This is a genomic window from Thauera sp. SDU_THAU2 (assembly GCF_038260575.1).
Taxonomy (GTDB): Bacteria; Pseudomonadota; Gammaproteobacteria; order Burkholderiales; family Rhodocyclaceae; genus Thauera.
Genome location: NZ_JBBWUN010000003.1, coordinates 642,300 through 666,854, shown reverse-complemented (window position 1 = coordinate 666,854; position 24,555 = coordinate 642,300). Strand labels below are relative to the sequence as shown.

Genomic DNA, 24,555 nt, shown 5'->3' with positions numbered 1-24,555 from the left:
GCCCCCCGCTCCCGAATCCATTTTGTGGTTCTTAACGCTTGCTTTCGTACCGGCTCAACGCACCCCGGCGCCGGCCAGGGCGTCCGGAGAGAAATAGGCGTCCGGCCGGCGGGGGACGACCTTGTACTGGGTCGGCTGCTCGTTGTAGACGTTGTTCACCATCCATGTCCCGGCAAGCAGATTGAACGTGGCAAAGGTCTGGGTCACCACGGCAGGAATCTCCGGTGCGACGAAGGGGACGGACTGCTGGGTACGCCACAGCCTCCCTTCCGCGTCGTAACCGTCCGCCAGCAGCACCGCCCAGGTGTCCTCGTCGAGATAGAAGCGGCGTTTCGGCACCACATGGCGCTTCCCGGCCGCCAGGTTCGCCTCCACCACCCACACCCGATGCAGTTCCCAGCGCAGCTTGTCCGGGTTCAGGTGGTGAGGGGAGAACACTTCCGCTCTCTTGGCCAGCGGGAAGCGATTGCTGTTGTACGGGACGTAGATTTCCTTCTTGCCGACAAGCGTCCACTCGTAGCGCTCCAGCGACCCCAGGAACATGAACACCTCGTCGAAATAGCCCTGGCCGGAAGCGACGAAGTCAGGCGTGTCGAAGGCGATCGTCGGCGCACGTCTGACCCGACGCTGGCCGGCCAGGTACTGCCATGCCTTGCGCCCTTCTCCGATCTGGTCCACCGGGTCGTGCAACAGCATCGATTCACCGGCCTTGAACGGCGGATTGGTCTGCACCTGGCGGAACATCCAGTAGATACCGGAGAATTGTTCCGGCGAGCCGTCCTGCCGGTAGTATGGAAACTGATGATCGTCCTTTGCCTCGACCGCCATCGTCCGGCTGCCGTCGGCGTTGCCGATCCAGATACTGAGCATGCTTTCAGACGACTCTCCGCGCCAGCGCAGCAGATGGTTCCACATGGCCTCGGCGCCGGATTTCGGGATCGGGAACGGAATGCCGCCGAAGGCGTTCTCGATGTTGTTTCCACCCTGGGTCGTCTTCGCTCGCGTCGCGTTGGCGAAGGTGTTGTCGTAAACCCACTGGGGCGCCGCGGCGGTGCGGTGGGTCGGATACACATCCAGACGGTTGCTGTCCGGATATTTCTTCAGCATCTCCTGAACGCCGTCGGAAAGACGGTCCTTGTACTGATCCAGGTTCTTTGCGGAAATCTGCAGGATCGGCTTTTCGCCGGCGAACGGATCGGGGCGCGGCGCGCCAGGCTGATAGCCCGCGGGCGGCTTGGTCATGCCGCCATCCCACGCCGGGATCGTTCCGGCCTCGTTCCCGGCCCTTTCGGCACCCAAGGGAGTCAAGCTGGATTTGAGCGCAGCCGCTTCTTCGGCAGTCACTGCAGCATAGACCGGTGCCGCCATCGCCCATACGGTAGCGATCGCCGAGGCGATGAAAGTTCTTCTCAGCATTTCTGTCTCCTCGTCAGAAAGTGGTTTGCACCGTGAAGGAAATGAAATCGCGGTCGCGCAGCGACTGGGCGCCGGTGCGCATGAACGGGCCGTGGGCAGGGTCGACGGTGTTCGGCGTCAGGAACGCATCCTCCTTGCCGAAGTAATGGGTGTAGTTCAGCGCCATCCGCCATTTCTTCTGATAGTCCCCCTTAACCCCGATACTGACGTCGCCGCCGTGGCGGACGCCTCCGTTGAATTTCTCGACCGCCGACGAACGTCCGCTCGGATTCCAGCCGACACCGATCGGAACCGAGATGTCGAGACCGGGCAGCACCTGGAAATACTGGGGAGAAAAGATCATCCTCAGCGCGGTAGCATCCCGGGTGACGTTGGCATCCAGCGCCAGCGGGTTCTTGTCCACGGACAGGGTGCGATTCCAGGCGATTTCTCCGAGCAGTTCCGCGCCATCCCACAGCGCACTCTTGCCCAGCAGGTAGATCGCGGAGAGGTTCAGGTGGACCGTCTTGCCGACCGCATAGAGCTGCTTGTTCGTGCCGTTCCCGAGGAAGCCGATATCTAGTTGCGGTCCGGTCACCAGAGGCGCGTTCCAGCGGTACGACACTTCGCCGGAAACGTTCACGTCGGCGAAGACGGTGCTGAAACTTGCGCCGATGGTCTTGATCTTTTCCGGATAGACGAGCCGGTACTGGTTCACGAACGGCCGGGGATCGAACATCATCATCGGCCCTTTTTCGTTGTAGCGAGCCGCGTAAAAACCATATTCGGTGTCTCCGGAACGCGGCTTGAACCGGAGCTGAATACCGCCCTGCGCACTGTCCGGCTTATCTTCTCCGGCGTAGTTCCAGCCCAGGGCCGTCTCCCGGCCCGCTCCGAAAAAGTCGAGGTCACTCAGGAACGAACCGGAAGCAGGCAGACGGCTCTTCTCCCATTCGAACTGGTAGTAGACCCCCAGGGAAAAACTGGAAGAAAGCTGGATCCGGGTCGAAACCTGGCCGACCGGGCGGATGATCTCCTTGAACTGCGAGCCGGGGACCGAAAGGAGCTTGATCGTATCGATCGGCGCCTGGGTGCCGGCAATGCCGTTGGCGCCGAAAAACAGCGTCTCCCCGTAAAGCACGCTGTGCCTGCCCACCCGCACCGTGAACGGCGTTTCGGACATCTCATCGCTGTTGAAATAGACGAAAGCATCAAGCAGCTCGGCCTTGCGCCCCATCATATCGCGCGTACCCGAGGTGAAACGGCCAGCCGGCACGCTGGCCGAATTCACCGTCGCGGAACGGTTGTCGTTGCCGCGGTTATAGACGTCGTCGTACCAGGCCGCCCCGCTCAGGCGCAACCCCATGTTCTTGTAAGCGATGTCGAATTCCGAGAACAGGTCGACGCGGTTCGATACGAGGCCGCGCTTGAAATTTCGGTCACCGTCGTCGAGTTCGCTCCCGGGCACCAGCGCGCCGGATGCCCCCCCGGCCACGCGCTCGCTCGGATTGTGCAGGCGATAGGCCGCGCTGTATTTGACGGTATTATCCCATCGCACCTTGAGGTCGGAATTTGCCACGGGAATCACGAATGCCGTCGCCGTTTGCCCCCAACCGAGCGAGCAACACAACAATGACAGCAGACTTCTGCGGGCATACTTTCTACCGTTTCTTTCGCTCATCTGCCCCTCCTTTGGTTTTTTACATCAACAAACTAAATAGCGCCGACTTCAACGCCTCTTTCGCTCCACCGGCGGTGCTTGGCATTCGCTTGACGAACGATCCAGGCTGCAGCAGGTTGTCTCCACAGAGCCTCTGGGGGCTTCTTTATGTGTTTTCCACGCTTGAGTGGCCGGAAGAAATTCGGAGGATCGGTGGTCCAGCATTTCCCGGCTCGCTCGTGACACACCAGCCACCCCGCAAGCACTAACGGCACGTCCACTCACCAGCTCACCGAGATGTACTTCGATTCCAGGTATTCAAGCAGGCCGTCATGAGCGCCTTCCCGGCCGACGCCGCTTTGCTTCCAGCCACCGAATGGCGCGGCGGGGTCGGAAACCACACCCCGGTTGATGCCGACCATGCCGGATTCGATCCGGTCGGCGACACGCAGGGCTTTGGCCAGGTCTCGCGTATGGATGAAGGACACCAGGCCGAATTCCGTTGCGTTGGCCAGGGCGACGGCCTGCTCCTCGCCCTCGAAGGTCGCAATGGGTGCGACCGGACCGAAGATTTCTTCGCGCAGGATCGTTGCATCGGCGGCCACATCGGCAAGCACGGTCGGTTCGTAGAAATAGCCTGGACCGTCCGGGACCTTGCCACCGGCGATCAGCGTCGCCCCCTCGGCAATCGCCACCTTCACCAGAGAGGCAACCTTGTCCCGGGTCCCCGCATTGACCATCGGACCAAGCTGAACGCCGTCGTCGAGGCCGTGACCGATCTTCACGCCCGCCATGGCCGCCGCCAACCTGTCGGCGAACTCCCTCGCCACAGGACTTTCGACGTAAAAGCGGTTGGCCGCCGTACATGATTCGCCGCCATTGCGGAGCTTCGCGATCATGGCCGCAGACACCGCGGCATCGAGATCGGCATCGGCAAAGACGATGAACGGCGCGTTGCCGCCGAGCTCCATCGAGCACTTGACGACGTTCTCGGCGGCCTGGGCGAGAAGACGCCGGCCAGTCTCGGTCGAGCCGGTAAAAGAGAATTTCCGAACGCGCGCATCCTTGAGCATCGCCGCAACCACGCTCGAAGACCGGCGCGTCGGAATGGTATTGACCACACCCGGCGGCACGCCGGCCCGTTCGAAAATCGCCGCCATGGCCAGCGCCGTAAGCGGGGTTTCCTTGGCCGGCTTCAGCACCGTGGTGCAGCCCGCGGCAAGTGCAGGAGCGATTTTCCGCGTCGCCATCGCGGCGGGGAAATTCCAAGGCGTGACGAATACAGAAATCCCGATCGGCTGCCGCTGAACGACGATGCGGTTGTTACCGCTTGGGGCCACAGATATTTCTCCGATGACCCGCACCGCCTCCTCGGAAAACCAGCGTAAGAATTCGGCGGCATACAGCACCTCCCCCCTGGCTTCGGAGAGCGCCTTCCCACTTTCGAGGGTTATCAGCCAGGCCAGCGCGTCCTTTTCCTCGACCATCAACTCGAAGGCGCGGCGCAGCATCTCGCTACGTTCGCGCGGCGGCGTGGACGCCCAGCCCTTAGCGGCTCCGTATGCAGCATCGACTGCCGCAATCGCGTCTCCGACCGTCGCATCGGAAACACGGGCGATGGTTTCTTCCGTAGCTGGGTCCAGGACGTCAAAAACCGACCCGTCCTCAGCGGCACGCCACACGCCGCCGATATACAGCCCCTTGTTCATTTCTTCGAGATCGAATTGCATTTTGTCTTATGTCTCCAGCGTTTTTTTATCCGCGAGGCAGTGTCGGAACCGTCGGCGCGGGCTTGCATCTCCCGGTTCGCCTCTTCTCCACGCGCAGAAACGGAGCAGCGGGCAGATGTCGAGCCCCCTTCCGACTGCCGACCACACCGGCGATGGCTGCACACCCTCACCAATATTGCACAAGCTATCCAATACGGAATTTATTGTCAAGATGACATTTCTGTTCAATGAAAATTTTTCCCTGGCCAGAACGAAAGCCTCTCACCTTGCGGATACGTACCGCGCATGAACCGGGTGGCTTCATGCGTGCAAGAGGTATCCGCTCTTCGCACCCAGGCTTCCGGCCGTCAGCGTCAAAGGGGTCGATACCGTTCAGCGAATGACGATCGGCATCGCCTATCGAGATAGGAAGGGGAATTTGGAAGCGTCATGCACGGATGTGCCTCACGGCCTGATCCATCAGGCCTGGTGCACAGGCAACAATCATGACAATGAGATTATCCAGTTCATTAATATTGGGCATGTCGTCCAGTTTGGACTATAATCGCAACATCAAAAATCGATTAGCATATGCTGCCTCAAGAGTCGCAATGAATGCCAAAGAATCAGCCGTTGTTCCCGGGAAGAAAGCGGCGATCAACCACCGGACCGTCGTCGGAAGAAATCGGCGCAGCAGAACCAAGGCCCGCATCATCGAGGCCGCGTTGCAGGTCTTTGCCGAGAAGGGGCCGGACGCGCCCGTCATCGACGACTTCATCAAGATCACAGGTATCGCACGGGGGACTTTTTATAACTACTTCAGCAGTACCGCCGAACTGCTTTCGGCAACCGCCACCTGGTTGGCAGATGATCTGGCCGATGCGATCGAATCCTCGATCCAGATCATCGACGACCCTCTCCTTCGTCATGGAATGGGCATGCGGCTATGGATGGAAAAAGCGAAGGCGGACAAGGCCTGGTGCAGTTTCGTCGCCAGCGTCTGGTTTCAAGGGGGTTCGCGCTGGATGGCCCGCTCCGGGACATCCGGCTGGGAATCAAGTCGGGCGGGTTCGCCTGCCCGTCGGCGGAGTGCGGCTGGGACATGACGATGGGCACGATGCGCCAGGCGATGATCAGGCTGCTCAAGGAGCCGGGCCTTGCCAAGACCGATTACACGGATCGCATCGTGGAAACCATTCTGCAGGGCCTGGGAACGTCCGAGGAGAAGCGCGGGGAAATCTTTTCCTATCCGCTGGCGGAAATACGCCGCCCGACCAAGACGATAGCCTAGTCCCCCCGGCCTGCGGCCGTCCGGCGATCACACGCTGAACCTCGCCGCCGCCTCCTGGAGCCGACTCGCCATGTGGGACAGATCCCGGGCCGTGGCGGCAACCAGATGCGCGCTGCGGTTGGTCTGCGTGCTCATCGAGGAAATCCGGACCGTATTGTCGGAAACCTGCTGACCGGCCGTACGCTGACCGAGAAGCGCATCCGAAATCTCGCCCATCGCGCTGCCCGCGCACCGGGCCTGGCTGCGAATCTCCTCCATGGAGATGCCGACGGCCCGGGTCATGCCGACGCCTTGCCCGACATACTCGCTTGCCAGGTTCATGCTGTCGACGGCTTCCCGCACCCCTTCCTGGATCGTCGAGATCATGGCGCCGATTTCCTCGGTGGATCTGCCGGTGCGTTCGGCAAGTTTTCTCACCTCGTCGGCGACGACCGCGAAGCCCCGCCCGTGCTCCCCGGCCCGGGCGGCCTCGATCGCGGCATTGAGCGCGAGAAGATTGGTCTGGTCGGCGATCTCCTTGATGGTATTGACGATCACCGAAATCTTCTCCGAATGCTTTCCAAGCCTCTCGACGACGCTCTCCGATTGATGAACGGCAGCGGCGATCTTGTTCATCTCGGCAACCGCATCGGCGACGATCTGCCCGCCTTTGTCCGAGCTTTCGCCAGACCGCAGGGCGACGCCGTGCGCGTCGCCCGCGCTCTCCGAAATGCTGGCGATGCCGGCGCTGAGCTGCGCGACCGCCTGGGCCATCGACTCCGCGGCGCTGCACTGGGATTTGGCGTGATCATCCATTTCTTCCGACATCGCCGACAGCTTGCCGGCCGACTCGGAAATCCGACTTGCGTTGCCCAGGACCGAATGGACCGTTTCCTGAAAAGAGGCAATCATGTGATTGAATGCCTCGGCCGTCCGACCGATTTCGTCCTGGGAGGCGACCGCCACCCGTATCGTCAGGTCGTTGCTCTCCTTGACGCGATGCAGGGACCGTTCGAGTTCGCCCAGAGGCTTCAGCATGCCTCGCGCCATGAATATGGCCAGCGAGCCGAGCATTGCGACCAGCAGGACGACGGCGCCACCGACCTTCATCGCCTTGCCCACGAACAGCGCATCGACGTCGTCATTGTAGGTACCCGACCCGATGATCACATTCCACGGCCCGAACAGTTTGACGAACGATGTCTTGCCCACGGGCGTGTCGCTGCCCGGCTTGGGCCAGAGATATTCCACGTGCCCGCTTCCATGGGCCTTGGCGATATCCACGAATTCCCTGAACAGGAACTTCCCCGACGGGTCGCGCATATCGGCCACCGGCTTTCCTTCGAGCGCGGGCGAAGTCGGATGCACGAGAATTCGGGGCGCCAGATCGTTGATCCAGAAATATTCCGACTCGCCATAGCGCAGGCGCCGGATCTGCGAAAAAGCCGCCTCCTGGGCCGCTTCCCGGGAAAGGACGCCCGTTTTCTCCAGATGATGAAAGTGCTCCAGTACGCCATAGGCCGTCTCGACCACGTGCCGGGTCTTGAGCTTGCCATCTTTGATCAACACCGTCCGCTCCGACATCAATCCGAAGAAAGACAGGGCAACAAGGCTGGCGAGCAGCAGGATCACGAACAGCTTGAATTTTGCGTTTATCGAAATCACTTGTCCGTCTCTCCAAACGGTTCTTGAGCGCCGATATCCCGTTGTCGGCTGGACCGCCTGCGAGGAACAGGAGCGGAGTCCGTCGCCGCAACCTCACACGGACGGACGGAGCGGCCTCATCGCCTCATCAAAATCAGACAGCTTCGGAAAATCCACTGACTGTCTCGCAGCAATATCTCTCAACGCGATACGGTAATCGTCAAGAATGACTCCGCGCTCTTCATCAGAAATGTAGGGAACGTGATATGCGGCGAAGGGCTTCAGGACTTCAAATCCGCAGTAGCCCAGCGTCCCACGCACGAGATGCCTCAACATGACGTCCAGTTCACCGTGAATGGCGTCTTTGCCAAACATATGGTCGCGTCCGCCAAGCGTGAGAGTCACCATGGCGCGCTTTCCGGTCATGCCACCACGATCATAGAATCGCGTTCCCCCATAAAACAAACCGGAGACGAATACACGGTCGATCCAGCCCTTGAGGATCGCCGGAGCGGAACACCAGAACATGGGGAAATTGAAGATCAACAGGTCGCACCACTTGACCTTCTCGATCTCCCCGGCGATATCGCGAGCGATGGTTCCGGCTTGACAGGCCTTTCTCTGCTCAAGCGCGTATACGCAATATTCGGAATGCTCTCTTTCCCCGAAGTCACTTGCGCTTGCAACCGGGTTCCAATTCATTTTGTAAAGGTCCGACACCCGCACCTCATGACCGCCGGATTCGAACACATCCACCGCACAGTGCATCAGCGCAGAGGAGAAAGATTCCTGCTCATAATGAGCATGAACGATCAGCACATTCATGACATTTACTCCATTCGCATTCAAATACCGGCACACCCGAGTGGCGGTTCGGATTCGGGCCGGATCGGCTACCGCCCCAGGCCTTGAACAATGAGCAGCAGGCCGGTCAGCAGCAGACCCCCCTGGGCGATCCGGTAAAACCAGACCTGATCCACCTTCCGCTGGAGATGCAGGCCGAGCCATACGCCAAGCGGAACGGCCGGCGCCAGCAGCAGGCTGGTCGCCAGGTTGCCGGTGGAAAGCTGGCCGAGGCCGGCATAGGCGACGACCTTGAACGCATTGGTGAGCAGGAAGAAGGCGTTGACCGTGCCAACGAACACCACCTTGTCGAGCCGCTGCGGCATGAGGTACACCATGATCGGCGGCCCGCCGGAATGGGCGAGGAAGCTGGTGAATCCCGAGACGCCGGACCAGAAGGTTCCGCGCAGCCGCGAGCGACCGGCGCGCGCATCTTTGCGGGAGTCCTTCAGCAGATTGTCGAGAACGAAGGCGACGGTAATCACGCCGACCGCCATCCGGATGACGTTCTCGCTGAACGCCCCGAACGTCACGGTGCCCAGCACGATTCCGATCAGCGCGCCGGGCACGATGATCTTCAGATTGGCCACGTCCCACTTACCGAGGTAGGCACGCATGCCGAAGAAATCCATTGCGCAGAGGACGGGCAGCATGATGGCCGCCGCCTGCATCGGCGAGATGACCAGGGCCATCAGCGGAACGCCGACGACGCCCAGCGCGCCGCCGAAGCCTCCCTTGGATATTCCCGTCAACAGAACGGCCGGGAAAGCGATGAGGTAAAAATAGGGATCGCTGATCATTCCATGTCCGCCGCATCGGCCGACGCAAGCCGGTGGCCGTCGAAGGGAGTGGCGCAGCCAGAAGAATCCGGTCCTTGGCAAAACGCCAAGAACCGGACCCTGCAGGCTGCTCCGTACAGAGAATCGCCCGCCGGACGGAACAGCCATCCGGCGCGGCGGGACGGAAGGCGGATCAGTCGAAGCTGTTCTGCCGCCCTTCCCGGACATACGCGACCGTGGCGCCGATATGATTCCGGCTGTGGATCGACTTCTGCTTCGCCAGGTGGGCGAACATCTGGATGCCGAAGCCGCCGTCCAGGTTGTCGGTGATCCGCTGCTTCCACGGCCGCCGCACGATCTGGGTGGTCATCCGGCGCGTGATGCGAGGCTGCTTCATGATGTGGTCGGCGAGCACCCAGGCGCGCTCGATCAGCCTGTCCCGCGGCAGCACCTCGTTCACCATGCCGTACTCCAGGGCCTTCTTCGCGTCGATTGCCTGCCCGGTGAGCAGGGCATAGGCGGAACGCTTGACGCCGAGCAGTTCCTGGAAGCAGCTGTGAATGCCGTCGCCGGGCACGGACCCGAGATCGAAGTGCGGGTCGAAAACCACCGCATCCTCGCTGCAGAGGGTGATATCGCACATCAGGCAGATTTCGCTGTGGAACCCCGGCCCGTTGAAGACGCCGATCGTCGGAATCTCCAGGTCGTTGATCAGCGAACTGACGTTGATGCGGCCATCCTTGTAGGCATACTCGTACGCCCAGTAGGGAAGGTCCTTCTGCTCCAGGGCGAAACCCTCGGGGTCTGCCGCCATCATGAAATCGTCGCCGGTCCCCGTCAGGATCAGGATTTCGTTCTCGGGGTCGGCGCCGATGGTCTTGAGCAGTTGGCCGAGAGCCCGGTGGTTTTCCACGCTCAGCTGCACCGGGCCGCCCAGGGTATGCGCCCGGGCCAGGATGACGCCGTCTTCACGGCGCTCGAGATGGTAATGCTCCTTGAAGCGCTCCTTGTATTCTTCGAACTTCGGGGTCGGTACGAACTGCGTGAGAGACATGGTCGATCTCCTTGAAATGTCCGGTTGCGCCTGGTTCCCGGACGGCCCGTGGATACGGCACCGTCAGATGATTTTTGCCAATCCGGCAAGGGTGGCGACGATCCCCAACAACAGCAGGAGATCGCCAGCGCCCATCAGGGGCTTGCTGTGTCTGAGGCCGCCGACGCTCCAGAGCACGGGCGCGGCAATCAGCCCGTAGCCGAGCGCGTCGGTGGCCGCGTCGGAAAAATTCGTCTTGTGGATGACGAGCCCGATCAGAACGATCACGATGGAAAAAAGGAACGCGTGCGCATGCACGGTGACTCTCCATTTGTAAGCGTCCAGCCTCTGGTGATAGTCGAACAGCGTCCCGCCTTTCGCGATGTTTTCCAGCTTCTCGAGATGGGCCGCATGGGTGGCGCCCAGATACAACCCGAGCAGCGCGGCCGCCACCATCCATAGAAACCCGAAAATCACCAAGACGTCACCCATGGAATCTCTCCTTAACCGAGGCCGGCCTCGCGCCGGGTAATTTCATAGAACGCGCTCCAGTCGGTCTCCTCCATGCCGGCGCTAATTCCCGCATCGAGCTTCCTCTCAACGATCCTGCCGATCTCCAGATCGATGCCGACGCTGCCCGCGGTGGACAGCATCAGCCTCACGTCCTTCAGCCCGCCCTTCATGACGAAACCGCCGCGGCCAGCGAAATCGCGGGCCCGCAGCTTTTCCGCGTACATCTTGAACGCGGGGTGGGCAAACGCCGATTGCTGGTAAAAATCGCGCAGGTGCTCCAACGGGATGCCGCATTTCTCGGCCAGGACATAGCTCTCGCCCATCAGCTCGATGAGCGCAACGGCATTGAAGTTGATGCAGAGCTTCATGCAGTTTGCGATTCGCGGCGTGTCCGAGATGGCGATCACCTGCTTCGCATAGCTCTCGCAGACCGGGGTCGCCTTGGCGATCGCATCCGCGGCGCCGGCGAGATAGGTCATGAGCTGGCCGCTCGCCGCGGCATCCGGCCGGCCAACCACAGGGCCGGAAACGTAGTGGCTGCCGTGCTCCTCGTGAAGCCTGGCAAGCCGGTCGGCGCAGTCGGGCGAAATGGTCGTCACGCAGACATGGATGGCACCGGGCTTCATGCCGGCCAGGATGCCGTCCTCCGCCTGCAGGATGCCGAAGATGGACTGGTCGTCCATCAGGCTCGTAAACACCACGTCGGCGTCGGCAACGGCCTCCCTGGCCGAGGCGGCCGGCGTCGCTCCCCGCTCGACGAGGGGGGTCATCTTCGACTGGGTCCGATTCCAGACCGTCAGGTCGAACCCGCCGGCCGCGATGCGCTGCGCGATGCCGGACCCCATGTTGCCCAACCCAATGAACGCCACCTTCATGATTCACACCTCCTTTGCTTGATATCGGATCTCGTGCCCGTGGAATTCATCGGGCAAGAGCCTCCTCCGGATTGCGCACATGGGGAATCTCCGAATCCAGAAGGATGGTCCCCAGGTATACACGCTCTCTTTCAGAACGACGGCACGTGTCGCCGCGCCGCGACCGACAGAGAGAAAATGCAGGCAGTATTCGCCATCGTTCGGCTCCAGCCCGTCGAACTTGAAATCCCCGAACGCATCCGTGACGGCACGCGCCACTTGCCGGCCGTCCTTGAGAAGCGTGACGTCCACCCCGGATGCACATTCGGCCACGCCGTCGATCGAGGCAATGACGCTGCCGGCGATGAAGCACTTCGCATAGCGGGGCAGGTTCAGGTAATAGACCCGCGGCCTGGTGCCCCACTCCGGATGCAGCACCTCGAGCCCCTCATCCGACGCCATCTGCTTCATCGATGCATCGCTGACATTCACTGCGCGCATGCAGCCGGTAGCACAGGCCTGCGTGCAGCGCGGCTCAGTCCATCCCTGGTCGAGCAGGTGCGCATCGAATATCCACTTCTGCGGTAGCTGCAGCTCGTCGTTCCACCAGATCGCTCCGTAAGGGCACGACTTCACGAGGTCTTTTCGCCCCTTCGCCTTCACCGGATCAATGATGACGATCCCATCCGGCCGCTTGTGGATGGCGCCGTCGCCCGCCGCCTTGATGCACGGCGCGTCGTCGCAGTGATTGCACGTCGTCGGCAGGTATGCGACATCCACCATCGGCACGGTGCCCCGCACCTTGCGATGGATGCGGATCCGTGATGTCCGTGCAGCGGCTGCGGCGCCGCGTAGCCCGGAAAATCGTTGCCGACATGCTCATCCTTCGTGGCCAGTACGCAGTTGTTGCAGTTCTCGCACTTGGCCACGTCGATGATCAGATTCCACTTGTTCATCACGCTCCTCCTGTTTTTCCGGCCGTTATGGCTGCCTCGGCCTTATGCACGCATGCGCTCGATTTGCTCCGGATTCCATTTCTCGATCTCGACGAGGCAGGAATTCGACCCCATGCCGTCGGTTCCCTTGACCTGCGGCCGCTGCGGCGTCAGGACGTTGATGCAGCCGCCTCGGTCGGCGAAGCCGCCGCGATCGGGCACCGGATCGAACACCGCCGACGACTCGAATGTCTTGACGACCCCCGGCATCACCAGCTCCGACACGTCGGCCGCACATATCACGGCGCCGCGGTCGTTGAAAATCCGGATCACGTCGTGATGCCTAATCCCCCGCTGCCGGGCATCCGCGGGATTCACCCGCATCACCCAGTAGTAATAGCCGTCGATGAGAACCCGATGGTCCTCGATGTCGTTGATGATGCTGTCCTTCCCGTCCGAGAACGTATGGAAGCTGTATCGGGAATGGGTCGAAATCACCTGGAGAGGGTATTTCCCGACCAGGTCGGCGGTCTGCCTCCCCTCCCATGACGGCACGTAGCGGTTGAGGGCGGGCCTCTCGGGGTTGTCCGGATCTCCTCTCAGGATGGATGCCGGAACGAATTCGATCTTGCCCGACTGGGTCGGCAAGCCCTGGCCGAACTGTTCCGGATATTGAGACGGCAGCGGATGCGGCTCCGGAACGTCCTTGATCCTGTCCTCGACATACCAGCGCATGCTGACTGGCTCCCGGGTCTTCTCGGATTCCGGGTCGACGACGTAATAGCCCTTCTTCAGGAAATCGGACCATTTGACCTTCTGCGCGAGGTCGGACGAATCGAATACACGCTTGCACCAGTCAAGTTCGCTGCATCCTTCGGAGAAGACCGCCCCCAGGCCTAGACGACTGCTGATATCGAGGAAAATCTGGTAGTCCGACTTCGACTCTCCGAGAGGTTCGATGCACTTGTGCTGCATCACGACCGTCCGGTGATTCAGCTGCGTCGAGCCATGATGGACGTAGCCCTGACAGCCGGCCGTCTCGCCGATGTCCCATCGCTCCACCGCAGTGCACGCTGGCAGAATGATGTCCGCGAAGGGCACGTCGCCTTCCATGTATATCGCCTGGCTGACGATGCACTCCACGGACGGATGGCGATACGCCTCGATGTAGCGCGACGAGTTCGCCACGGTCCCGAAGAGCGCCCCGCCGTAGCGGTAAAGCATGTGTATTTTCGAGTATCCGGGCATGGGATATTCGTAGGGCGCGATCTGGGCCTCGATGGACGACCCGTCCCAGGCATATCCCTTCGCGTATCCATTGACGATTGCGTCGGGAAGCCGCTGGCGCGGAACCATCTGCTTGACCGGGTTCATGGTCAGCAGATGCGGCATGCGCGTGTAGTTGTTGACAGCGGCGGCGGTGAAGGCCAGCTCGCCGGAGATCCCTCCTTCCGCATACCCGGGAAAGTAGAAGAAGTGGTCGATGGGAGCCCCCATCTGCAGGTTGCCGAAGTTGATGCCGGGTTTGCCCCAGCCCTGCATCGCCATCATCAGGATCATGTTGCGCGTCCACTGCGAACCGGTCGCGGTGCGGCAGGCGCCGCCGAGGCCGGTCCCCACGCCGCCCGGCGCCAGGTAGGTTTTTTTCGCCGCCCATGTCCGGGCGAGCGCCCGGACGACGTGCGCGGGCACACCGGTTTCGGGCTCCTGCCATTCGGGCGTTTTCGGGACGCCATCCGAAACGCCCCGCAGATAGGCGTCCCACTCGGCGAAACCGGTGGTTCGCGCTGCGATGTACTCCTTGTCATACAGGCCTTCCGTTGCCCATACGTACATGATCGAAATGGCTAGGGCGGAATCCGTCCCCGGCCGCACCGGAATCCAGCGGCCGCCGTACAGCTGGGCGGTCGAATTGCAATGAGGGTCGATATGGACGAACTCGATCCCCAACTCCTTCGCCCAGAAGCGCCGCTGCGTGGCTTCGAATCCGCCATAGGCGCCGTTGGTCGACTCGGGATCGCTCGACCAGAAAACGATCATCTCGGCTTCCCTGAGGCAATCCTCCACCGTCCCGTAGGGGGACGGCAGGCCAACGCGCATCGTATTGCCGAAGTGATGCGCGGCGCCCCAATACCATCCCTCCCAGCTGTCGGGATTGTGATGAACCCGGGTGAAGCCGATCAGATTGCCGAAGCGGAATAGAGCGCTGAGGTAGTAGCCGACGTTTCCCCACTGGTGATGGGATGAGTGGGGGATCGCGATGGAGCCGGGGCCGTGGACCTTTTTCTGCCGCGTGATCTCGCTGGCGACGAGGTCGAGCGCCTCGTCCCAGCTGATCCGGACGTAGCCGGAAATCCCGCGGTTCTGCGGATTCCGCTCGCCGTTCGGGTCGAAGTCCACCCGCTTCATCGGATAAAGAATTCGCTTCTCGGAATAGACCATGGACTTCAGCGCCAGCGCGTGCGGATTGACCGTCGCGCGCCGCCACGGCCTGAAGCGCTTCCCTCGGGCGTCGAGCGAGTAGCTCGGCGCGTCGTCATCGGTAAAGTCGATCGGCGCGACCCGCAGGATCCGGCCGTCCTTGACGTAGACGAACAGCGGCCCGCCGTTCGTACTGGTGGTGTAGCGGATCGCACCGTCCAGCATTCGGGTGCCGGCCTTCAGGCCGGACGTTTCGATGCGGCCCATCAACTGCATGAACCAGACGACCAGTTGGTCCCGCCCCGTGACGACGACGCGGAATTGCTTCGCGGCATGGACGATTTCCGCGCGATCCATCGGCGGCTTCAGGAACAGCAACGCCGTCGGCAAATCGCGGAACGACAGCGTGACGTCCGGCCGCGGATGAATCCCTGATTCGGACGTCACCCGACCGCCGTTGAAAACGTAGTACCGGCCGATGCTCTCATCCTTGAGCTTGATCTGGACGGTGCAGCTGTGGCGGCGCATCTCATCCCGGAACGCCGGATGCTTCCTGGCGGTGCGCCGCAGAACCAGCGGCACGGAGAAAAGAATGGCCTTCAATAGAGCTTTCTTCATTTATTCCTCCTGACCCATGCGTGCAGCTTTTCGTCCGTAACAAGGGAGCGTTGAATGCAGCGGCCTAGATGTGGATCGGCTTGCCGTGGATGCCGCGGGCCGCTTCGGCGATGGCTTCCGACAGCGTGGGGTGGGCATGGATCATGTCGACCACGTCGTCCGGCAGCAGCTCGCTGCTTTTCGCCAGCAACAGTTCGTGAATCAGCTCCGTGGCGCCGTGACCGACGATGTGGCCGCCGAGCAACTCACCCGTCGCGGGGTCGGCGAGCAGTTTCACCAGGCCTTCCGTTCTGCCGATCGCCACGCTCTTGCCGGCGCCCCGGTATGGAAAGACCGATTTCCTGAAGGCAATGCCGTCCTTCATCGCGCGGTCTTCGCGCAGGCCGAAACCGGCAACCTGGGGTTCGCAATAGACCGCCGACGGCACCAGCTCCGGATCGATCGCCCTGCCATGCGGGCTCCGGCCTGCAATATGCTCGACGACGATCTCGGCCTCGCGGGAGGCGACGTGGGCCAGCGCCGGCGTCGTCGTGACGTCGCCGATGGCGAAAATTCCAGGCACGGACGTCCGGCCGTACTCGCCGGTCACGATGTGGCCGGAGACCGTCCTTTCCACGCCGACGGACTCCAGGCCGATACCGTCCGTGTTCGGCGTGCGGCCGAACGCCGCCAGCACCTTGTCGGCTTCCAGGCGCTCGACTTTTCCGGCGATCTCGACATCGACGACGACGCCGCCGTCCGCCCGCTCCCAGGACATGGCCCGGGCCTTGGTGTACACCGATTCCCGATTTCCGGAAGGAGGCATCGAGCACCTGCGCCACCTCGAAATCCTCGGCCGGCAGAATGTGCTCGCCAAGCTCCACGAGCGTGACGCTGACGCCGAATGCGTTCATCACATAGGCGAACTCGCAGCCGATGGCGCCGGCCCCCAGCACGATCAGCTTTTCCGGCAGGCGATCCAGGGACAGCATGCCCGACGACGACAGGATGAGCTTTTCGTCGAACGCGAAGCCCGGCAGCAACAGCGGCCGCGATCCGGTCGCGACGATGATGTTCCGGGCCGATACGCAATCCCGACCCCCTTCCGCCCCGGCCAGGGCAAGCTTGCCGATGCCGGCGATCGACCCCGTTCCCTTGATGACCTCGACTTCGTTCTTGCGCAGCAGCGCCGCTACGCCACCGGCCAGCGTCCGAGCCGCACTCCGCGAGCGGGCGTGCACCTCGCCGTAGCGAAACCCGCTGCGGTCGACGCGGATGCCGAAGGCTTCCATCTCCCGCAGCGCGCCGAATTCGGCAGCGTGGTGGATCAGGCTTTTCGACGGGATGCATCCCCAGTTCAGACAGACGCCGCCCGGCGTATCCTTTTCGATGACGCAGGCCGAAAGACCTAGCTGGGCCGCACGGATCCCCGCTACGTAACCACCCGGACCGGCGCCGATCACCGCCACGTCGTAGATCTTGCTCATCGCCGGCCTCACAGGAGCATCAGTTCTGGATTGCTGAGCAGGTCACGGATTTTTCTGACGAAACGACCAAGCGGCTCGCCATCCATCGCGCGATGGTCGAACGTCACGCCGCACGGCAGGAGCGTGCGGATTTCGATCCTTCCATCGACGACGACCGGCTTCTCCACGGGCGTGCCCGGCTGAAAGTTCATCACCTGCGGCAAATTGAGGAGCGGGGTCGACACCATCCAGCCCCCGGGCAGGAAGCCGTCGGTACTGGAAACCGTGATCGTCCCGTTGGCGGTTTCCGCGGGCGAGAGCCCGGACGCACGCGCCCGCCGGACGAGATCCTTGACTTCCCTGTCGATCTGCAGCAACCCCTTGTCCTGGACATCGCGAACGACCGGCACGATCAGCCCGGACTCATGCTCGCTGCCGCCGGGAAGGGCGACGGCGACACCCACATTGACGTTCTCCCAGGCGCTTATCTCGCCGTTGGCAAGCGTCGAATTGCAGATGGGGACATGCTGGCAAGCCAGCGCAACCGAACGCACGTAGAACGAGATCAGCGAAACCCGGGTCGCCAGTTCGTCCTCGTATCCGAGAATGGTGTTTCTGGCGGCAAGCAGTTTGGTGATGTCGATTTCAAAAAACGCGTACGTCTGCGCGGCAGTCGTCGTCGCGGCGAGCATCTTCTGGGCTATGGCCGCACGCATGCCGGCGACCGGGATTCGCATCCTTTCCCGCATGCCCTGCGCAGAAGGCGCCAGCCGGGTCTGGGGCGCCTGGGCCGCCGGTTTCGCACGCTCGATGGCTGCGACCACGTCGCGCCGGACGATGCGTCCGCCGGGCCCCGTGCCGGGCACCCAGGAAAGGTCCACACCGCTTTTTCTCGCGATGGCCCTGGCAAGGCCGGAGGCCCTAAGCTTCCGCGCCTCGCCGACCGGCGAAGCAGGCATATTCAGGTCTCGAACAGCGCCGCTCGCGTCCTCTTGCGCGCTCGATCCAGAGGCCAGGTTGACGAGGCCATCCCCGCAGTCGCCAGCGTCCACTCGGGAGCTTTGTTCCCCGACGGCCCCCACCAGGGAACGGTACTCATCCTCCGAATCGGCGATCCTGGCGATCACCGTCTCGGTCGGATGCGTATCGCCCTTTTTCGCCAGCAGATGCAGATATCCCGCATAAGGCGACGGCAGATCGGTAATCACCTTCTCGGTCTCGATCAAGACAATGGTCTGGTCGCGCTCGACGCGCGCACCTTCGGCCACGAGCCACTCGACAATGCTGCCTTCCGACATCCCCATGGCGAGCTGGGGCAGAATCACGTCGCGAATCATCGCCCTCTCCCTATCGACAGACTTCGCGGACCGCTTCCTCGATCCGCTCGGAAGTTGGCATGGTGTAGACGTCGATGTAGCCGCCGGGAACGGGAATGTTCGGGTGGCATACGCGCCGGACCGGCGCGTCGAGCAGGTCGTAGCCGTGCTCCATGACCTGGGCCGACACCTCAGCGGCGAAGCCGCCGCGCTCGAAATCCTCGTCGACGATGACCAGGCGGGTCGTCTTTTCGATCGACCGCAGCAGGGATTCACGATCGAACGGCTCGAAGCTTCTGGCATCGACGACCTCGACGCTGATTTCGTCCTTCAGCTTCTCCGCCACCCTGAGCGCGTTGTGCACCTGCAGCCCGCTGGCCAGCACCGTGACGTCGCTCCCCTCGCGCTTGATGTCCGCCACCCCCAGGGGGATGATGTAGTCCTCCTCGGGAACGTGCCCCTTGTGCATCATCAGATTCGTGTGCCACAGGAAGAGGACAGGGTTATCGTCGCGAATCGCCGCCTTCATCAGGCCTTTCGCGTCGTACGGCGTAGCCGGCATGCACGTCTTGATCCCCGGATGATGGATCGCCATCCCGTAGGGCAGCGTCGCGTGCTCGTTGCCGACGCGGCGCCCTACGCCGCATGTGCCGACCATGACGATCGGTAGGGGATGCTGGCTGCCGTGCAGAAAATGGTATTGCCCCATCTGCAGAAACACCTCCGAGCCTGCGAAATACGAGAAGCCGGCATACATGAAATCCAGGATCGGACGCAGCCCTTCCTGAGCCGCCCCCATGGCGCAACCCGCCATCCCGGTTTCCGCCAGCGGGGTATCCACGACCCGGTGGGTACCGAACTCCTCGCATAGATTCTTGGTGTGCGGAAAGGTCCCCGCCTGGATGCTGATGCCGAGCATGAAGACGCGCTCGTCCCGGCGCATTTCCTCCACGTAGGCTTCGCGTATTGCCTCACACAGGGTGAGTTCGCGCTGACTGCTCATATTTGTCCCCTTGGTTCCTAGGCCGTATATACGGCGGCCTGCATCTCGGCGACCGACGGAAGCGCCTTCGGGCTTGCCTCACAGAAGGCTTCCACCTCATCGGCCTCCCGCTCGGCGTCCGCCTTGATCTGGTCGATGTCTTCCTGCGTCAGCGCTTTCTCCGCCAACAGCCTGGCGGCCGCCAGCGCCAGCGGATTCAGCGTTTCCTTCCACTTCGCCATCAATTCGGGATCGCGCTGATTGGGGCCTTCGTAGTTCACGCCCCCGACGCTGTGCTCCTGCACGCGGTACGTCTTGCACTCAACAAAAATCGGACCGCTGCCTTGACGCACGTGCGCTAGCGCCTGCAGCGCGGCTTCGGCACAGGCGAAGAGATCCTGTCCGTCGACGATCATCGATGGAATTCCAAAACCGGCGGCCAGGCTCGACACATTCGGACCGGGGAACAGGTCCTTGACGTTGCTGTGCTGCGCCATGCCATTGGCCTCGCACCAGAAAACCACCGGCAGCTTCCAGTTGGCCGACATCAACAGCGCCTCGTGGCAACGCCCCTCGCCATAGGAGCCGTCCCCCGAGCAGTTCATGACGATCTGGCCGGATTGCTTGTACTTCGCTGCGAACCCGTAGCCGACGCTGAGCGGAAAATTTGCGCCGATGTTGCCGGAAAACCCGAACACATGATCCTCGGGGAATGACATGTGAAAGCTAGATCGCCCTTTGCAGCACCCGGCTTCACGCCCCATATGCTCGGCAACGTAATACTTGATGTCGATGCCTTTGCCGAGCATGTGGGCGAGCCCATGCGCCCTGTAGTGCGGCCACATTGCATCTTCCTTCTTCAGGAAAGCGCCGGCGGCAATGCCGGGGGCAAGGGCGATGCCGCCTTCATGGTAGAAGCCGACCATTTTCCCGGCGCGGATGACGCGCATCATCATCCTGTCCAACGCCATGGCGCGAGCCAGGTTGCGAAACAGCACGACCTTTTGATCGCTCGTCAGAGACATAGGACTCTCCTCCATTGTTGATGCCGCACGGGCACCGGTTGTTTTGGTCATACTGTCTTATTTGTACTTATGTGTCAACATGTACTTAAAGTATATTATTAGAACAACGCCAGCGCCGGATCCGGGTGAGCGGACTGACGATTCGATCGACGCGACATGGCGCTGGCCGGGAGGCAAGTGGCACCACCATCCCCACCGGGCAATGCTGCAGCCCCCACGGGGAAGCATCCGAGGAAAGTCATTGAAGATCGAAGAGGGGAGCCCCCATCTGGGAGCACCGGTTCATGATGTCCGGCTTGTGGTGACCAACGATCTGCGGCTAAAACAGGAGCACTGTTTCGGCGACGGCCGAAGAACGCCGGCAATGGATGCGCGCTCAAATTTCGTGGCACAGCTGCGCCGGCGGCGACAGTGCCGTTATGCAGTTCAGGCGGATGGCCCGGGCTCAACCTGTACTAGAATGCCTCGTTGCCCTTCCTTCCCTAAAAACGTCTCTTCATTAGATAGTCAATCCATGCCGTCCAAGGTCACTGGAAAAAACGCCAACATCGAATCTCTGGCCGTCAATCATCGAACCATCGTTGGCCAAAATAGACGAAAAAAAACCGAGTCTCGAATCATCAAGGCGGCAATTCAGGTGTTTGCCGAGAAAGGACCGGAGGCGCCGGTCATTGACGATTTCATAAAGACTGCAGGAATCGCACGAGGGACTTTTTACAACTACTTCAACAGCACCAGCGAACTACTAACCGCGGCATCGACGTGGCTTGCGGATGACCTGATCGAATCGATCGAAGGAGAGGTCAAAGATATCGCGGATCCGGTCATTCGGCATGGAGTCGGCATACGCCTGTGGATGCGAAAGGCGAAGACCGACCCGGCTTGGTGCGGATTCGTAACATCCGTATGGTTTCAGAAAGGCTATGCTCTGGACGCACCCATTCGCGATATACAGCAGGGAATGAAGTCGGGGGAATTCTCGTGCCCATCAGCGCAATGCGGCTGGGACATGGCACTGGGTACCATTCGCCAAGCCATGATCCGTCTCATGCAGGAACCCAAACTGATCAAGACGAATTATTCCGACCAGATAGTCAGAATCATCCTTCAGGGCTTAGGTGCCTCTCCGGACAAACAAGACGAGGTCCTTGCGTACCCGCTCCCTGCAATGCGCCGTCCAACGCAAACCATCGTTTAGCTCCGAGGGTACGGGATTCGCAAGCATGACTCGTATCGGGATAGGGGCGGTCAGCTTAGCTGACCGATCCCCTCCCACACCACCCGGCATGCGGGTCCGCACCGGGCGGTTCGAGCAGTTGAGGTCATGAGAGCCGCGGCACACCGAGACGGTCGAAGTAGGCGATAGGCATCGCGCGATTCAGTCGCATACGGCTGTTTCGCCACCAGCATCGACTGTTCGCCGCCACCTTGCGGGCATCCTCTTCCGATGCGTCCATCGCTTTCAACGCCCGATACATCGTCGTGCCCCGACGCCAATGCTTGAGTTGCACCGCACGCAGCCGGTGTCGAATCCACTCGTCGAGTTCGCGGAACACCTTGGGTGTCTGCGCGAGTTGGAAGTACGCCTTCCAGCCCGGCATGTAGGCCCGCAGTCGTTCGGCGATCTCTGGAAGGCTGCGCCCGCCCGAGCGACGTGTGACTTGCCGGATGCGTTGCTTGAAGGTCTTGAGCGCCTTGTCGGCCACCCTGCACCTGACCTGCCCGCCTGGGCCGTACCAGAAGGCATAGCCCAGAAACTTGCGGCGCGAGGCCGGCGCGACGGCCGTCTTGGCCTCGTTGACCTTCAGGCGGAGTCGATCATAGAGCTTCGTCAGGCCCACCAACACCCGTTCGCCCGCCCGGCGACTGCGCACATAGACGTTGCAGTCATCGGCGTAGCGCACGAAGCGGTGCCCCCTTCGCTCCAGTTCCCGATCCACCTCGTCGAGCAGCACATTGGCCAACAGCGGCGATAGTGGGCCGCCTTGCGGCGTCCCCTCGTATCGCGCCATGACCACCCCGCCATCCATGATCCCGGCCACGAGGTAACGACGGATCAGCCGCAGCACGGCCTTGTCCTCGATTCGCCTCGCCAACCGTTCCATCAGGATGTCGTGATTGACCCGGTCGAAGAACTTCTCCAGATCCACATCGACCACCACCCGGTAACCGTCCTGCACGTAGCGCTGGGCATCGAGCACCGCGTCGTGCGCACGGCGTCCCGGACGAAAGCCGTAGCTGTGTTCGGACAACGTCGGGTCAATCCTGCGCTGCAAGACTTGCAGCAGGGCTTGCTGGATCAGCCGATCCGTCACCGTCGGAATCCCCAGTTCGCGCACTCCACCATCGGGCTTCGGGATCTGAACGCGGCGCACCGGCATGGGCCGGTAGCTGCCATCCAGAATTGAGGCCCGAATCCGAGGCCAGTGTGCTCTCAGGGACTCCGCCGTCTCAGCAATCGACAACCCATCCACCCCAGCACTGCCGCGATTGGATTTGACGCGTTTCCACGCCGCCTCCATGTTCGCTTTCGCGAGCGCCTGAGCAAGCAGATCATCTCGCCCTGGGCTTTCGGTTTCATGCCGCGCCGTCCGTGCTTCATCACGCACCGCTTCAGGCCCGGTTTCACCTCGCCCTCCCGCGTTGCGCCCCGGCTTCCCGAGCTTCTGATGCACTGCACCTCCGAGCGACACCGCCTTCGGCCCTCCTACTCGTTCGGCCCTTCGCCCCAAACAGGCAGCTACTACGGCCTCTGCTGACTTCTCGCTCCGGCTCAGCGCCGTCGCCCTTTCAGGCACGAGGCGAGACCTCCCCAGGTAAGAACGCACTCCTTCGCTGCACAACCGCCGGATTTACGCCACTTCGCCTTGATCACGAGAGCTTCGCGGTTTCTGGCCCGCTCGCCCTGCTCGGCAGCGCCTTCTATCCGATTCTTGTCCATCGGCTCGCAGCTTATGCTCCGCGCTTCCTCCCCACGCTCAGTCGCCCTCACGCAGTTGCGCTTCACTTCGTTCGCTGTGATCAACTTACGACGGGACTTACACCCGCAGGAGTGCGCCCATGCTGGGCGCACCAAAAAAAACCGCCTTCCCTGGCGGGAGAGGCGGCGACAAAGAGGAGACACGGGAAGAAATCAGCGCGACGGCGAAATCACATGTACAGGATCACCAGATCGTTGATCACCGACGGCCGCTCGCTGCCGACGACGTGGGTGACGATCTCCATGGTCATCTGCGTGCCCTTGGGCAGCTTCTGCACCGCCTTGACCCGCGAGCGCGCATGGATGCGCGAGCCGGCGGGCACCGGCGCCGGGAAGCGCAGGCGGTCGGAGCCGTAGTTGAGCATGTTGTTGAAGCCGGTGACCTCGAAATCGAGCGCTATGCGCAGCCGCGATTGCAGCACCTGGACCAGCGCGCCATGGGCGATGGTGCCGCCGAAAGGGCTGTGCTTGCGCGCGCGCTCGGGGTCCGTGTGGATCCAGTAGTCGTCGCCGGAAAGCCGGGCAAATTCGTCGATCAGCGCCTGATCGACCACGACCTGGTTGCTCCACGGCGAGTAGTCCTCGCCGACCAGGGCCTGCATCGCCGCCTCGTCGTCGAAGCGCACCTGGCGCCTTGGCTCCGTCGCCGTGGCTGCAGCCGCTTGCTCCGCTGCGGCGGCGAGCGCGGCCGGCGTGCTGTCGATGCGCGCCGGAAAATCCTTGTCCGCGGCGGTGAAGCGCAGCAGCGCGGTGCCGTCCGTGGCGACGGTGTCGATCACCGGCTTGAGCCGCATGCCGACGGCGATCTCGGCTTCGTCGAGGCCGATCAGCGTGGTGTTGATGCGCACGCCTTCGTCGAGCTCGACCACCGCCATCTTCTGCGGCATCTCGTCGGCGAAATCGGGCATCGTCGGCACACGTGTCAGGGTGTAGGTGTAGAGCGTGCCGGTGCCCTTCACTTCCTTCCATTCCAGATCCTGCGACCAGCACTTGTCGCAGTGGCGGCGCGGGAAGAAGACCCAGTGGCCGCAGGACTGGCACTGCGGAATGGTCACGCGGCCTTCCTTGAGGCCGTTCCAGAACGGCGCCGAAATCCCGGTCGGCGTCGGCATCGGTTTGTTGCTCGACATGCT

At 62.0% G+C, this 24,555-nt stretch carries 20 protein-coding genes and 1 pseudogene; 3 read left to right on the top strand and 18 right to left on the bottom strand.

Annotated features, from left to right (window positions below; genetic code table 11):
* Positions 1-54: 54 nt before the first annotated feature.
* From AAFL97_RS04190 to AAFL97_RS04180, 3 genes are all read right to left on the bottom strand, one after another.
* Entirely contained in the window at positions 55-1,416 is a 1,362-nt protein-coding gene (locus AAFL97_RS04190; protein ID WP_341643855.1) for a DUF1329 domain-containing protein, read from the bottom strand.
* 13 nt (positions 1,417-1,429) lie between these two features.
* A complete protein-coding gene (locus AAFL97_RS04185; RefSeq protein ID WP_341643854.1) occupies positions 1,430-3,076 on the bottom strand; it encodes a DUF1302 domain-containing protein in 1,647 nt (548 codons plus the stop codon).
* 260 nt (positions 3,077-3,336) lie between these two features.
* On the bottom strand, positions 3,337-4,785 hold the full coding sequence (locus tag AAFL97_RS04180) for an NAD-dependent succinate-semialdehyde dehydrogenase (protein ID WP_341643853.1): 1,449 nt from the start codon (positions 4,783-4,785) through the stop codon (positions 3,337-3,339).
* A 590-nt stretch (positions 4,786-5,375) separates the two neighbouring features.
* Here AAFL97_RS04180 and AAFL97_RS04175 point away from each other — a divergent pair.
* Both AAFL97_RS04175 and AAFL97_RS04170 read left to right on the top strand, forming a co-directional pair.
* Positions 5,376-5,870, top strand: a complete 495-nt coding sequence (locus AAFL97_RS04175; protein WP_341643852.1) for a TetR/AcrR family transcriptional regulator — start codon at positions 5,376-5,378, stop codon at positions 5,868-5,870.
* A complete protein-coding gene (locus AAFL97_RS04170) occupies positions 5,867-6,055 on the top strand; it encodes a hypothetical protein (protein ID WP_341643851.1) in 189 nt (62 codons plus the stop codon). Before AAFL97_RS04175 ends, AAFL97_RS04170 begins: the two co-directional genes overlap by 4 nt.
* 27 nt (positions 6,056-6,082) lie before the next feature.
* Here the strand turns inward: AAFL97_RS04170 and AAFL97_RS04165 are convergent, their stop codons facing one another.
* The 13 genes and pseudogenes from AAFL97_RS04165 to AAFL97_RS04105 form a co-directional block, all read right to left on the bottom strand.
* On the bottom strand, positions 6,083-7,699 hold the full coding sequence (locus tag AAFL97_RS04165; protein WP_341643850.1) for a methyl-accepting chemotaxis protein: 1,617 nt from the start codon (positions 7,697-7,699) through the stop codon (positions 6,083-6,085).
* A gap of 93 nt (positions 7,700-7,792) precedes the next feature.
* Positions 7,793-8,503, bottom strand: a complete 711-nt coding sequence (locus AAFL97_RS04160; protein ID WP_341643849.1) for an NAD(P)H-dependent oxidoreductase — start codon at positions 8,501-8,503, stop codon at positions 7,793-7,795.
* Positions 8,504-8,571: 68 nt separating this feature from the next.
* Positions 8,572-9,321 (bottom strand): sulfite exporter TauE/SafE family protein, encoded by a 750-nt coding sequence (locus AAFL97_RS04155; RefSeq protein ID WP_341643848.1) that lies wholly within the window; start codon positions 9,319-9,321, stop codon positions 8,572-8,574.
* Between the two features lie 172 nt (positions 9,322-9,493).
* The gene (locus AAFL97_RS04150; protein ID WP_341643847.1) at positions 9,494-10,354 is read right to left on the bottom strand and encodes an enoyl-CoA hydratase/isomerase family protein; all 861 of its coding nucleotides are present in this window, start codon (positions 10,352-10,354) and stop codon (positions 9,494-9,496) included.
* Positions 10,355-10,417: 63 nt separating this feature from the next.
* Positions 10,418-10,825 carry a hypothetical protein gene (locus tag AAFL97_RS04145; RefSeq protein WP_341643846.1) on the bottom strand — a complete coding sequence of 136 codons (408 nt, stop codon included), beginning with the start codon at positions 10,823-10,825 and terminating at the stop codon, positions 10,418-10,420.
* Positions 10,826-10,836: 11 nt separating this feature from the next.
* On the bottom strand, positions 10,837-11,721 hold the full coding sequence (locus AAFL97_RS04140) for an NAD(P)-dependent oxidoreductase (RefSeq protein WP_341643845.1): 885 nt from the start codon (positions 11,719-11,721) through the stop codon (positions 10,837-10,839).
* Between the two features lie 3 nt (positions 11,722-11,724).
* On the bottom strand, positions 11,725-12,483 hold the full coding sequence (locus AAFL97_RS04135) for a 4Fe-4S dicluster domain-containing protein (protein ID WP_341643844.1): 759 nt from the start codon (positions 12,481-12,483) through the stop codon (positions 11,725-11,727).
* A 215-nt stretch (positions 12,484-12,698) separates the two neighbouring features.
* Positions 12,699-15,674, bottom strand: a complete 2,976-nt coding sequence (locus AAFL97_RS04130; protein ID WP_341643843.1) for a molybdopterin-dependent oxidoreductase — start codon at positions 15,672-15,674, stop codon at positions 12,699-12,701.
* A gap of 64 nt (positions 15,675-15,738) precedes the next feature.
* Positions 15,739-16,452, bottom strand: coding sequence for an FAD-dependent oxidoreductase (locus AAFL97_RS04125; protein ID WP_341643842.1), 714 nt, complete (start codon positions 16,450-16,452; stop codon positions 15,739-15,741).
* A 49-nt stretch (positions 16,453-16,501) separates the two neighbouring features.
* Positions 16,502-17,140: pseudogene (locus AAFL97_RS24540) on the bottom strand (FAD-dependent oxidoreductase); the annotation flags it as partial.
* 8 nt (positions 17,141-17,148) lie between these two features.
* Positions 17,149-18,456, bottom strand: coding sequence for a dihydrolipoamide acetyltransferase family protein (locus tag AAFL97_RS04115; RefSeq protein WP_341643840.1), 1,308 nt, complete (start codon positions 18,454-18,456; stop codon positions 17,149-17,151).
* A 10-nt stretch (positions 18,457-18,466) separates the two neighbouring features.
* Positions 18,467-19,438: an alpha-ketoacid dehydrogenase subunit beta gene (locus AAFL97_RS04110; protein WP_341643839.1), complete on the bottom strand. Its 972-nt coding sequence runs from the start codon at positions 19,436-19,438 to the stop codon at positions 18,467-18,469.
* A 17-nt stretch (positions 19,439-19,455) separates the two neighbouring features.
* The gene (locus AAFL97_RS04105; RefSeq protein ID WP_341643838.1) at positions 19,456-20,442 is read right to left on the bottom strand and encodes a thiamine pyrophosphate-dependent dehydrogenase E1 component subunit alpha; all 987 of its coding nucleotides are present in this window, start codon (positions 20,440-20,442) and stop codon (positions 19,456-19,458) included.
* Between the two features lie 241 nt (positions 20,443-20,683).
* Here AAFL97_RS04105 and AAFL97_RS04100 point away from each other — a divergent pair, with 241 nt between their 5' ends.
* On the top strand, positions 20,684-21,640 hold the full coding sequence (locus AAFL97_RS04100; RefSeq protein WP_341643837.1) for a TetR/AcrR family transcriptional regulator: 957 nt from the start codon (positions 20,684-20,686) through the stop codon (positions 21,638-21,640).
* 124 nt (positions 21,641-21,764) lie between these two features.
* On the opposite strand, the gene ltrA is transcribed toward AAFL97_RS04100, so the two are convergent.
* Positions 21,765-23,117: a group II intron reverse transcriptase/maturase gene (ltrA, locus tag AAFL97_RS04095; RefSeq protein ID WP_341643836.1), complete on the bottom strand. Its 1,353-nt coding sequence runs from the start codon at positions 23,115-23,117 to the stop codon at positions 21,765-21,767.
* Between the two features lie 475 nt (positions 23,118-23,592).
* A complete protein-coding gene (locus AAFL97_RS04090) occupies positions 23,593-24,552 on the bottom strand; it encodes a bifunctional OB-fold nucleic acid binding domain-containing protein/MaoC family dehydratase (RefSeq protein WP_341643835.1) in 960 nt (319 codons plus the stop codon).
* Positions 24,553-24,555 lie beyond the last annotated feature (3 nt).